General features: G+C 67.7%; 8 protein-coding genes and 2 pseudogenes. 1 reads left to right on the top strand and 9 read right to left on the bottom strand.

Annotated features, from left to right (window positions below):
- The 8 genes and pseudogenes from KME66_RS33675 to cas7e form a co-directional block, all read right to left on the bottom strand.
- A pseudogene (locus tag KME66_RS33675) lies at positions 1 to 248 on the bottom strand (DUF4041 domain-containing protein); the annotation flags it as partial.
- 775 nt (positions 249 to 1,023) lie between these two features.
- Positions 1,024 to 1,431, bottom strand: coding sequence for a hypothetical protein (locus tag KME66_RS33670; RefSeq protein WP_216328976.1), 408 nt, complete (start codon positions 1,429 to 1,431; stop codon positions 1,024 to 1,026).
- 768 nt (positions 1,432 to 2,199) lie between these two features.
- Positions 2,200 to 2,613, bottom strand: a complete 414-nt coding sequence (locus KME66_RS33665) for a hypothetical protein (RefSeq protein ID WP_216328974.1) — start codon at positions 2,611 to 2,613, stop codon at positions 2,200 to 2,202.
- A 790-nt stretch (positions 2,614 to 3,403) separates the two neighbouring features.
- Positions 3,404 to 4,102: an ATP-binding protein gene (locus KME66_RS33660; RefSeq protein WP_216328972.1), complete on the bottom strand. Its 699-nt coding sequence runs from the start codon at positions 4,100 to 4,102 to the stop codon at positions 3,404 to 3,406.
- Positions 4,103 to 4,253: 151 nt separating this feature from the next.
- Entirely contained in the window at positions 4,254 to 5,732 is a 1,479-nt protein-coding gene (locus KME66_RS33655; protein ID WP_216328970.1) for an ISNCY family transposase, read from the bottom strand.
- A gap of 21 nt (positions 5,733 to 5,753) precedes the next feature.
- Positions 5,754 to 6,401, bottom strand: a complete 648-nt coding sequence (gene cas6e, locus KME66_RS33650; protein WP_216317748.1) for a type I-E CRISPR-associated protein Cas6/Cse3/CasE — start codon at positions 6,399 to 6,401, stop codon at positions 5,754 to 5,756.
- On the bottom strand, positions 6,398 to 7,204 hold the full coding sequence (gene cas5e, locus KME66_RS33645; protein ID WP_216328968.1) for a type I-E CRISPR-associated protein Cas5/CasD: 807 nt from the start codon (positions 7,202 to 7,204) through the stop codon (positions 6,398 to 6,400). Before cas5e ends, cas6e begins: the two co-directional genes overlap by 4 nt.
- Positions 7,201 to 8,388 carry a type I-E CRISPR-associated protein Cas7/Cse4/CasC gene (cas7e, locus tag KME66_RS33640; RefSeq protein WP_253208552.1) on the bottom strand — a complete coding sequence of 396 codons (1,188 nt, stop codon included), beginning with the start codon at positions 8,386 to 8,388 and terminating at the stop codon, positions 7,201 to 7,203. The genes cas5e and cas7e overlap by 4 nt, the downstream gene beginning before the upstream one ends.
- 1,126 nt (positions 8,389 to 9,514) lie before the next feature.
- On the opposite strand from cas7e, the pseudogene KME66_RS33635 reads away from it, so the two are divergent.
- Positions 9,515 to 10,358, top strand: a pseudogene (locus KME66_RS33635) (IS5 family transposase).
- On the opposite strand, the gene casA reads toward KME66_RS33635, so the two are convergent.
- Positions 10,313 to 11,737 carry a type I-E CRISPR-associated protein Cse1/CasA gene (casA, locus tag KME66_RS33630; RefSeq protein WP_216328966.1) on the bottom strand — a complete coding sequence of 475 codons (1,425 nt, stop codon included), beginning with the start codon at positions 11,735 to 11,737 and terminating at the stop codon, positions 10,313 to 10,315. The pseudogene KME66_RS33635 and the gene casA overlap by 46 nt on opposite strands.
- Between the last annotated feature and the right edge of the window lie 309 nt (positions 11,738 to 12,046).

Genomic DNA, 12,046 nt, shown 5'->3' with positions numbered 1-12,046 from the left:
GTTTGGCGTTTCGACGATGCCTTCGGCCTGTGCCCGGCCTGGGTCAGCAGCGCGGCCGCCTCATGACGTGTCCGGTGCACCAGCACGGCAACCTGTGCGGCGTCCGCGCCGTGGGCCTGCGCGATCCATGCCCTCAGCTCTTCGAGCTCGCTTGCCTCAGTCTGTCGCCTGCGGCCGAACCAGCCCCGCTTCCGGCCGGCAGGAGCCTCGGGCTGAGGTGCGGACTGGTGAGGGATGGCACCGGTCACCGGAGCGGCGTCGGGGAGTCAGCCAGCCACAACTGCCAGCCCGGGGGCGGTGGCCACGAGGATCAGGCTGCCAGCCGTCCGAGGGAACCCATCCTTCGGGCAACAGCCAGTTCGGCGGCGGGTTGAACCGGAACCCATTCACGCTCACGCTCGCCTTCCCCCCACTCAGCCACCGTTCGGTGACACACCCAGAGCAACTCTTGCGATCATGCCGCGCAGCCTGCCGGGAGAAGGACCGATCACGAAAAGCGGCGCAAAGAGCACCTTGGCTGGTCCACGAGCATCGAAACTCAGACGGCGACGGAGGTGGACCCGTCGTCCTGCTGCAGCTCGCTCGGTGGGCCCTGGCGGTCCGAGGCACGAGCAGGCGAACCTTAGGCTCCCGGGCATCGCAGACCGCGCCGGGGAGACTGTCCTTGTCCGACTCTGTCAGTCATCCTCACCGCCACGCCCCCGGATCGATGGCCGCCCGGGCGGCCTGCAGGAAGGCTTGAGGCCCGGCGTCTGCGATCCTCGCCCAGACGGTCGGCCGGAAGGGCCACGACCCTGACGGCTCGATCGCCAGCTGGGTCTGGGCACAGGAACTGGTCCGAGGTGGCGCGAAGACGATGCACCTCGCCCGCATTCTCGCGGTGGTCTGGGAGATGATGACGGCGGCCGTGCTCAGTCCATTTCTTCGCTCATGGAAACGGGTACTCGACGGACCATGTTGATCTCTGTAGGCCGGGGCTGTCCTCGCCTGAGGACACCTAGACTACGGGTTCGAGCCCGAGTCTCAGGGTGGCGCTCTGCAGCGTTTCGCGAAGATAGGGTGAGCAGCAGCAGTAGCTGTTGTTCTCTCGTATGCCGTCACCGCCTCCCCGGAAGGAAGCGGGCCGTCATCCAGGGTGTAGTCGACGACCACGGCCACCTCTACGTGCGCCAGCGTTGTTTCCTCGCTGTCCTGCAGCTCGACTGTCTGGCTGAAGCGTGCAGCAAAGCGCGGGGGCTCCAGGAGTACCTCGCTGGCCGACATGTGGATCTGGATGCGGTGGACGTCAAAGGGTGGGTCCTGATGGGCTTCGGCTTCCAGACGCTGCACTCGCACATCGGTCAGATGTAGCCGGCTGTTCAAGTCGGCTACTTGCTGCTGCAGGTCCGGGCCCTGGGCGTCGTCTTCCGTGGTCGTGCCTGTAAAGCTCATGATGGCGGGCCTTGAACAGCGAAACGCTTGCTGATGGAGCGAGCCGCCGAGCCCTCTTCAAGAGCGGCGTCGACTTGAGCGAGTACGCGTGACGCCGGCCTGGGCGACGGGTTGCCAGCGCTCTTGTGGCGGCTGGGCCAGGAGTGCGTTCAAGCTCATCACCTGTTGCGGAGATAGGTAGGCGACATCAGGTCGAGATCCAGGCAGTACTGAGCCTTGAGCCAGTCGCGCACCTGCGGCCAGGTCCAGATCTTGCTTGTGGCGCGCCCTGGCCAACGTGTGCGCGCGCGTCCGGGAAGGGCTGGCCCGAAGCCCGCCGCTTGCCTGTGGTCCAGAGCCGGATGGCTTCGTGACTCAAGCCGGTGCGGGCGGCGATGTCGGCAAGCGAAACGAACTGTTCATCGACGCGTTCGATGCGTGCTTGTGGCAGAGCGCGCTTGATGGCTACCGCTGCTGCTGCCGCCGCTGCGACGGGGTCGGCATCTGTGGTGTACACGGATGCCACCACCTGCCCAGCGTTCGCCCCACCCCAGGTCCGACAGATGTAGTGCCAGCTGATTGGCTGTCTCGTCATCATTGAGACTGATGTTGCGCACAACAAGAGGAATGACCGTTTCCATGGAAGTACCCTCCTTCCTGCTGCCACGATACCCTCATGTTGGACTTCTCCAACACATTAAGCGCCGGAAGAATCCTCGGCATTCCAGACTCGGGCAAGATCCCCTGAAAGGGTGCTCGCCCGCGCTCTGACCTGCGCAATTCTCTCGCTCAGGGCTGCACCGAGGTCTCCCGCAGGCAGCTCATCGCCAAGCTGCCGAGCCTCGTCGGCCCGCGCGTCAGCACCCGTGATGAGGTCCCGAACATCCTCATGCGACGGCGGAAACCCCAGTTCATAGCCCTGCGGCAGAGAATCGAATGCCCTTCGATGAGCCGGGCACTGTCGCCCTCGCCGACGAGAGCACGCTCAAGCAGCTTGTCCGCCTCATCTGCCACAGCGTCGACTCTGTTGAGGAGGTGCCTCACCTCTGCGGTCTTGCCGGCCGCCCGCAGGCAGAGATCAGCGGCACCCAGAAGGCTGTCCGCCTGATCGAGGAGGCCCGATGCGCGAAAGACGATCTGCTGCTGCGACTCGAGTTCGCCGTGGTCGCACCGCTTGATCTTGCCGCGAGTCTGGATCGCCACTGTCTCCGTCGCCCTGCCGGAGCTGAAGACCAGTTCCGTACAGCCGTCATCCCCAAGCCCGGATCACAGGAGATGCCCCAGGTGCCTCGATCATCATGAGGTGCCAGCCCGCAGCTCGGGCCTCACGAAGAGTCTGCTTCCACGATGGCTTCTGATGAGCCGGCCACTGCTCATGAGGCCCGTACCAGCGGCTCAACGCACCCTCCGTCCCCGGCGGCGCGGCGCAGCCCGCTGCCACTCATCAGTATCTCATTGCGGTGGATGACGATGCATGTCCTCACAAAAGTGCATGCATGCGACATGGGTCAACAGCTCGACGAGGTGGTGCAGTTGGCGGGCCGACCCGCAGCATGCACGCATTCTACCGAATCGGACACAGAGAGAGAATCTGCACAAACCGGTTACGTAGAAAGGGGCGTTGAGCTGGTGGCGGACGGCCGCAGGTACAGTAGCGTTTCTGGCCGACCCTGATCCCCATCACTCATGTCACCCTGGTAACACAGCACTTGATCTTCAGGATGGGCCCCACGAGGGCCCAGCAGCGCAACGCCCGAGGCCGAGCGAGAGATGCGATCTGCTCGAAGATCACGGAGATAGCCGAGACCATCACTTTCGGCTGGCAGCAGCTCAGGGGCGGTCCTCAGGGACCTGGCCGAGCACCTGGACCGACGGGCCGACGGCTATTGGAGCCCTCAGGTTTGGTGAGGTCCCTGCCGCAGGGCTCTCTGATCGCCTCTCAGAAGCGTTCGGGATCCGCCCCAAGGCGCCTTGTTGAAGACCTGCGGTGCTGTCAGTTGCGTTGTGGAGTATGGCGGGTGGTGGGGTCGATGCGGCTCAGTACCCAGCGGACGAGGTCTTTGTCGAGGGTGAGTTTCGGGTTGTCCTCCAGGGCATCGTGGAGGAGGGTGATCCTTGCCCAGTTCCGGAATGATCCGTGGCCAACCATGTCGTCGGCGTACAGGATCAGTTCGGGTGGTGCTGTGGCCCAGATCTTCTGGTAGGCGGGGATGGTGGCCTGGACCTCGGTCGGTGTGAGCGGGCTGAACTGGTACCAGTCGAGGATCCGGGAGTGCAGGGCGGGTTGTTGAGGATCTTCTGGCGGGTGTTGCCGCTGCCGACGAGGACGATGGCGGCGCGGCGGGCGTCGTCGCCCCAGAGGGTGCGGAAGTACTCCAGGGTTTCGTTCCGAGTCCTTGTGCTTCGTCGATGAGCAGGATGCGGGTTCTGCTTCGAGTGCGTCGCGGATCTGCTGGTCGCAGGCCGGCGGCCTGCGGTGGTTCTCTGGCAGGCCGAGGCGGCTCCAGAGGTGGGTGCGGATTTCGTTCATGTTGGCGCCGCTGTTGTAGCGCAGCCGGATGGTGGTTTCGGGTGCGCGGCGGCGCAGGATCGTGTGGACGGCGAAGGTTTTGCCGAGGCCGACGTGTCCGTGGATGCAGACGATGGCGTTGTGCTTGATGGCTTTGAGGATGCGGGCTTCGGTCTCGGCCATGCCTCGGGTGGCCATGGCGTTGGCTCCGGTGAGTCCGGCGAAGTGGTCCTGGCTGGGCGGTGGGAGCTGGGTGGGGCGGGGTGGGGTGGCGGGGTGCTCACGGCTGGTCCTTGGGGTCGGTCGGTGGCGGGGTTGGGGTTGATGGGCAGGGTCAGGCCGGTGTCGGGTTCGGGGAGCTGGATGAGGTCGGGGAGTGCTTCTGCGGCGGGGTCGAATCCGTCGAGGTTCCGTAGGTGTTCGAGGGCTTCTTCCGGGCATCGCGTCTAGGGGTACGGGTGGGGCGGGCCGGGTTGCGGCTGCGTAGCGAATGTTGCGGTTCTTCTCGGCTTTCTGGAGCTTGGTGCGCAGGCGGTCGGCTTGGCGGGCTCGGGCGCGTTTGAGGCTGAGGCCCTGTTCGGGGGTGGCTTGCTGGGCCATGACGGCGTGGCCGAGGTGGCGGCCTGTCTGGGGTCGTAGAGCTCGACGCGGTGGTCGTGGTGCGGGAGGTAGCGAAGGTGGACCTTTCGCCGACGCGGCCGTGCATCCAGTCGGCGATGTAGTTGCGTTTGCGCCAGCGGACGCCGCCGTTGTTGATGGTCAGGGTCGGCCGTGGCGTTCCAGGGTGTAGGTGTGGAGGGCTTCGGTGGTGACGGTGTCGATGAGGGCGGGGTCGGCGTCCCAGGCCTCGCGGGGTGCGGCCGTTGAGGCTCGCGGGGTGTTCTCGTGGTTCCAGTGCTGGACCCATGCGAGGACCAGGCGGACGAACTCTTCGAAGGGAAGCAGGGCTGGTCGGGGTCGACGGGTTTGCCGCCGCGGAGGTGTGGGGCGTGGTGTAGCCGGGCATGCCGGCGAACAGGGTGATCTTGATGGCGCCGTTGACGGCTTCGACGTTGGGTTTGCCTTCGGGGTGAAGGGAGGCAGTTCGATGATGTCGGTGCCCAGGGCGCCGAGGGCTTCCTTGACGGTGGCGCAGAGGAATTTTGCCGCCGTCGACGCGCAGGTAGGTGGGGATGCCTCCGAAGGGGCCGTGGTGTTCGTCGATGAGGACGGCGTCGCGGATGGCGACGAGGACGGCTTCGCGGCTGGGGCGTTGCGGTGTGATGGCGAGGCCGCAGATGGCTGAGGTGGCGCAGTCGATGAAGAAGGTGATCCAGGGTTTGCGGATGTGGCCTTCGACGCGGACTTTGACGCTGGCTTCGACGTGGTCGGTTTCCCAGGCGTAGTTGCGGTGGTGGCGGTCGCGTTCGCCGGCTACGTCGAAGCGTCGCCGTGCTTTCTCGCCGCCTCGGAGGCCGGCGCGCATGCCGGGAGTGAGGGCTCTGTTGGTGGCGCGGTGGAAGGTGGGCAGGGAGGGGACGGGGTGGCCGTCGGCGCGTAGTTCCTTCCACGCGGCGGTGGCGTTGCCGCGCCAGCGGGCGATCGCGTCGAGCATGTGCGGGGTGAGGGTGAAGCTGGTGCGGCTGGGGGGTTGGTAGGTGCCGTTGTTGGCGCGGGCGCGTGCGAGCCAGCGGTCGACGGTGCGGGGGTCGACGCCGAAGGCGTCGGCGACGCCGGTGATCCGGGTGCGGGTGAGCTGTTCTGACTGCTCGAGGGTGTAGAGGCGGTGCACGGCGGCGGCGCGCAGGGCGCTCAGGTCAGGGGCAGGTGACATGGGAGGGGTTTCTGTTCGGGTTCAGGTGAGGGCGAGGGAGAGGAGGCCGGCTCCGTAGCTTTTGGCTCTACCGATGCCGGTTGTCAGGGCGTGGGTGAGGAGGGTGGTGTCGGTGATGCGGGCGATGCCGTCGAACTGGGTGAGGATGAAGTGGGGGGAGGTGCGGGTGACCCGGGTGCGGGGGAAGGGCCTGGGAAGGCCGGAGACACTGGCGGGCTGAAGTCCGACGGCTTGCGCGCGGGTCTGCCACCAGGTGATGGCGTCGTCTCCAGTGAGGTGAGTGATCTTGCCGCGGCGTTTCCCGGTGACGGGGTGGCGGTTGGGGTTGCCGGCGGAGCGGGCGACGGTGGGGGCGGCGGTGATGCGGTAGCGGACGGTGCGCCCGGGGGTGAGGGAGTTCAGCAGAGGGGCCAGGTCGACGGTCCGGGCGGTGCCGTAGTCGGCGGGCAGGGCGGTGAGGTCGGGTACGTGGGCCGTCTGGACGAGGAGGGTGGGGTCGGGCCCGGACTCGGTGCGGAACAGCAGGCCCGCGGCGGCACGGGGGGTGGGGCTGTTGTGGTGGTCGGGGGCCAGGCGCATGAGGGTCTTGTGGAGGCTGTCGACGTCGGCGAGGTCGGCTCTGACTGCCCGGTTGTGCGGGTTGAGGGCGATGCGGGTGAGGCTGGTCATGCGGGTTCTCCGTGCATGTACGCGGTGAGGGTGTCGAGCGGCCGGGGTCCGGCGTGGAGGTGTGCGGGGAGGTGTTCGGTGGTCATCCACAAGCGGCGGGGCAGGTGGCGCCGTGCGTGGCTGGTGAGGTTGACGGGTTCGCTGGTGCTTTCCCGGTCGGGCGGAGTGGGGTCCGCACCCGGGGGCGGGTGTTCCCAGACGAAGGTCGTGGGGAGGTGTGCGGCGGTGGGTGGAAGTGCCGGGGTGCGGGTGAGGGGGGTGCGGGTGAGGAGTTCGGTGACGGAGTCGGAGCTGTGGGGGTTGAGGACGAGAGGTTCGTCGGGGAGGCAGGCGCGGCGGCCGAGGAACAGCCCGAAGCGGGGGCGCTGGAGGGTGTCGGCGATGTAGGCGGTGAGCGCGGCGGGCCCCTGGACGGCGATGGTGAAGACGGCGCCGGTGAGGTAGTCGCGCTGGGACACCAGAGTGGCCTTGGCCTGGCTGCGGCGCTCTCCTTTGCCGGTGAGAATGCCTTCTTCGCGGGGGTAGCCGCCGCCGACGGTGTGGAAGTCGCGGTAGAGGATGCCCGGCTGGTCGATGCGGATGGTGATGGTGAGGTCGCGGTGGCTGGGGGCGGTGGTGTCACCGGGTGCCTGCAGGTGGGGGTAGGGGTCGAGGGCGTGTTCACGACGGCGGCCCTGGGCGGCGGCGAACATGCCGATGAGCTGGGAACGGGTGGGGAAGGCGCAGGTGTCGCGGTAGTGGAAGACGCCGCGTTCGCCGGAGGACTGGAGCAGGCCGGCCAGGCGCAGGATGAGCCCGCTCACGGTCGGCCCGCGGGGGTGGTGGTTGCTGCGGTGGCGCAGGCGGCGGCGAGGTCGTCGAAGGAGGTGTGGTGGGTGCCGAGGGTCTTGATGGGTTTGTTGGTGGTGCTGGTGTGGCCGTGGGCGATGAGGTGGCGGGTGCCGAGCAGGCGGCTGACGGTGGTGGCGTAGTCGGTGAGCGCCTGGCGGGCGGGGATGGTGTAGCCGCCCTGGGGAGCGGCTTTGACGGGCTGTTCGAAGGCGGCGCCGTAGGAGACGGAGCGGCGGTCGCGGACGGTGTAGTGGACGAGGTCGGGGAGGGTGTGGGGGGCGGTTGAGGTCTTCTTGCCGCCGGGCATGCTGAGGATGAAGTGGCGGACGAACAGCTCGACGAGACTGGTGACGGTGTCGGCGGGGGTGGCGGCTCCGAGGTTGTGGTGCAGGTCGGTGATGTTGATGGTCGCGAACCGGTAGAAGACGCTGGTGGTGAGGAACGCGGTCTCCAGATGGGCGCTGCCCCTGTCGCCTCCCATGGGCAGGTCCTCGACGGCGGTGAAGAAGTCCGGCTGCGGGTCGCTGCGGTGGACGGAGAAGGCGGGGGCCATCTGGACGGCCGCTTCGACGTGGCCGGCGGGCAGTTCGGCGAGCATCCGTCCGAAGAGGTTGATGCTCGCGGTGCGGCTGGTCAGGTGCGCGGCGAGGTCCTTGGTGGGCAGGACCGGGCTGATTTCCTTTTTGGGGGTGTGGGCGGCGAGGGCTTCCTCCAGTTCCGTGCGGTGCTTTTCGCACAGGGCGACGAGGTCGTCGATGACGCCGGCGGGGAGGTAGAGCATGGCCTGGGTGCGGTTGCCGTCCTTGGCGTTGTGCTTGAGGCCCCCGCCCTTGGCGGAGTGGACGATCTGCGCGGAGGCGAACGCGGCAAGGTCCTCGGGCCACTGGGCTTCTTGCAGTTTCCGGGCGACGAGGGGCGGCACCATGCGGGTGCGGACGGCGTGCTCCCCCAGTTCCTGTTCGACGTTGAGACGGATGGGGCGCTTCCACGCCTGGGGGGAAACGAGGGCCCTCGTCGCGTTCCCGTAGGAGAGGGTTTTGGGGTCGTTGTCGACGTCACGGTTGAGGTTCGCCGCGGTCACGGGGTGCAGGATGTGCAGGTCGAGAAAGCGGGCCGGCTCGTGCAAGGAGAGCTCTTTCGGTGAGGTGGCGGGCATGCCGCAGGACGCTCCGCGGAGTACGGAGTCGTGGGCTGAAGGAAGGGGCGAGGCCTGTCCGTGCTGTGCTGGTGGACCCGGGTCGGACGGACGTCGGGAACGTGAACCGCCTGGTGGCCTGCGCCAGGGGTGTCTGGCCGGTTAGTACCGGCAGGCAGCAGCGGGCTGCTCGCGGCAGGAGGATCAGGAGCGCCGGGGTTCGGGGTGGCGAGGTAGAAGGCGTCGCGCCAGCGCAGTCCGACCTGGTCACGTTGGTAGCGCTGCACCAGGTCGTAGAGGAGGACCCCAGTCGGGGGTGACGTTGTCCTTCAGGAGTCGTGTGACGGTGCGTTATCCTTCAGGAGTCGTGTGACGGTGGGCAGGCGGCGTGCAGCTGGTCGTCGCTCAGGCCAGGTGAGGACACTCAGGGTTGTCTTCGGTGCGGCCGGCGCTGTGCCCGGCGGTGCGGACCGGCGGCGGCGAGTGGCGCCGAGGTTCGGCCGGGCGAACCATGCGGCGGGGTCGGGCTCCGGCGGAGCAGGGGCCGGCTCCGCGGGGACAACGAGAGGGGCGCCCAGGGTGCCGGTGGCGTCTTCTCCTGTGGTCAGGAGGGCGGCAGGGTCTTCCGGTTCGGGGCGCACCCCTGGGGTGTGGGTCTGGGGGCCTGCTGTCGCGATGAGGCTGGCGACGGTGTAGTAGGCGCGGCGCCCGGCGCGGTGCGCGGTACGTCGGGCCAGATAGCGGTCCATGGGAGCACATTCCTCTACAGGTCGGCCTCTCCCCCGGCTGAGGCGGACGCGGGTACCGGGTTCGGCGCACAGGTCGTGGATGTGGGCGACGAACTCGTCGCAGGAGGCGCGGTGTTCGGCGGTGGTGGGCATCAGGCGGTCTTCCGGGGTGCTGAGGGCCGCCGCCGGCGGTAGAGGCCCTTGACGGCATGGGCGACGGCGTGGGCTGCGGAGTTGTGGCGGATCCGGGCGGCTTCGGTGACTTCCCGCAGAGCGGCCGCGGCCGCGGCCGCGAAAGCGGCGGGTGCGTCTGTCTCGGGCTCGTCCAGCAGCCGCCAGAACGCTGTCTCGGCCTTCGGCCAGTACCGGGCTAGAGATCGTCTTCAAAGGTGATCAGGTGATGAGGGATCATGCTTGTCATGGTGCGTCGTCATGAGCTTTCGGATGCCGAGTGGGCTGTGCTGTCGCGGTTGCTGCCGAGTTCGGGGACTGCGGGCGGCCTCGTTCGGACGACCGGCTGGTACTGAACGGCATCGTGTGGAAGCTGCGGACCGGATCAGCCTGGCGTGATGTGCCGGAACGTTATGGCTCCTGGCAGACCTTGTACACACGTTTTCGCAGGTGGGCGCTGGACGGGACGTTCTCGCGCATGCTGCGGGCCGTCAGGCGGAGAAGGACGCGGCCGGGGACATCGACTGGCTGGTGTCGGTCGACTCCACCATCGTTCGGGCCCACCAGCATGCCGCCGGCGGCAAAAGGGGGCGGTCGACAGGGACGAAGCGGGTGATCACGCCCTCGGCCGATCCCGTGGTGGACTGAGCACGAAGGTCCACCTGGCCTGCGACGGGCGCGGCCGTCCTCTCGGCTTCGTCCTGTCGGGCGGCAACGCCAACGACTGCACCCGCCTCGAGAAGGTGATGGACTCGATCAGCGTGCCCAGAGTCGGGTCGGGCGTCCACGCCCGGCCCGACCACGTGGTCGCCGACAAGGGCTACAGCTCTCGAAAGATCCGCGCCTACCTGCGACGACGCGGCATCCCCACACGATCCCCGAACGCGCCGACCAGATCCTGGGCCGGCTGAACCGCAGCACACGCGGCGGACGGCCGCCAGTTTCGACCGGTGCATCTACCGCCGCCGCAACGTCGTCGAGCGCTGCTTCAACCGCCTCAAGCAGTGGCGCGGACTGGCCACCCGCTATGACAAAACCCGCGAGTCCTACCAGGCGGCCGTCACCATCGCCTCCATCATGCTCTGGATCTGACCTTTGAAGACGATCTCTAGGGCCTTGTTCGCCCACGTGGTCTTGGAGGCGCCGCTGTGGGTGGCGGTCTTCCATGCCTTCTTTGCGACGGTCGCGAGCCGTTGGGCGGTCTGTTCGGCTTCCCGGCAGCACTCGGCGATGCGCTGGGCTTTGGCCGGGTCGTGTTCCTGGGTCCAGTTCAGCAGCGGCGGGGTGATCGCGGTGTACCACTGGCGGTCGATGACCTTGCCGTCCTGGTCGAATCCGTGGATGCGGATCCGCAGACTGCGCCGCAGGTCCTCTGGAAGATCGTTGAGGGTGTCGAAGACGGCCGGTCGGACGTATGTGCCGTGTTCGTCTGGGGCCAGGACCAGTGTGTCCAGTTCCCGCCACCACGCGCGGGAGGCATCAGCGCGGTTCTTGGTGCGGCGTCGGGTGACGCTCTTGCGTTCGGTGATGAACCGGTAGGAGAGGTAGGGATCGGTGCTGATCTCGGGCTCTTTGGGCTCGTCGGCCTCCTCGGCCTCGGGCTCCTTGGGCTCCTTGGTGGCCCAGGTGAGGTAGGCGTCGGTGACGGTGTTCCCGCCGGGGCCGGGCACGAGGAGGATCGCGTGCTGGCTCTGTCCGGTCAGTAGCCGGCCAGGCCAGGACACCAGAGCTGACGGGTTATGGGGGCTGGGAGCTGTCTCTTCCCAGGGGCAGGCGTCGGCGCTGGGCAGTTGTTCGTCGCCGGTGAAGGCCGGCACACCGGCCAGAAGCGTTTCGTGCAGGGTGCGGCCCAGAGGGTGGAAGGAAACGGTGGAGCGCAGGGGCCCGCTGTTCTGGCTTCCGGTGGTGACCCCGTCCACGGTGCGGGGGGTGCACTGGCCCGAGCGGCCGTAGTAGTGGTGGATGAGCAGGATCTGCAGTGCCTCGGCGGTGGGCACGGGCTCGGCGGTGTGGTGGCCGTGCGGGCTGAACCAGGCCAGGTTGTTCCCGGCGGGGCGCCCGGGCACGAAGGCGTTGATGCCGCTGCTGTGGTCGCACTGGGTACGCAGCGCGGGCTCCTGCAGCCAGGGCCGGACCAAGTCGAAGACGTCCCAGGCGTGTTGGTCGAAGTAGGCGTGGACGGCGTCCGGGGTGAAACGGCCCTGCTTCAGGCAGGTACGGCGCAGGGCGTTCCACTGGGAGGCGGTGAGTTCGGGATCATCCAGGCCGGTGATCCGGGCCGTGATCGCGACCGTGATCCGCAGCAGAGCTGAGGCTGCCGGGGGGTGGGGCAGGGCGAGGTCGTCGATGGTGTGGGCGTTCAGGAACAGGTCCCGCAGGCCTCGTTGGCTGTAGTGAGGGCCGGTGCGGGTGTCGATCCAGGGGTCGTCGGCTGCGCTGAACGTAGCGGCGGAGGAGGGTAATGGTGGCACTGGAAGGTCTTTTCGGTAATGAGGCAGGTGCGTGGAAGCGGGCCCGCAGGAAAGGTCGGCAGCCAGTCACACGGGGATCTCGGGGTCCTCCGTGTGGTGGAGGCGGCAGCAGGGTGTCCCCGAGCAGTTGCGCGCGAGGCGTCGACGGCAGGGGGCATCACCGGGCCCTTGTGAGGCGGAACGGTGTGCGATGTGCGGCCGGGTGTTCGGCGGTGCGTGGCCAAAGCGAATCACGTCGCGACGCCACCTCACTGCCGGTGAGAAAGTACGACGATCAAGTAGTGGCGTAATAGTTTCGCTAGTGGCCTT

This window comes from Streptomyces sp. YPW6 (assembly GCF_018866325.1).
Classification (GTDB): domain Bacteria; phylum Actinomycetota; class Actinomycetes; order Streptomycetales; family Streptomycetaceae; genus Streptomyces.
Note: the sequence above shows the minus strand (reverse complement) of the source record. Positions and strands in the feature narration are given on the sequence as shown.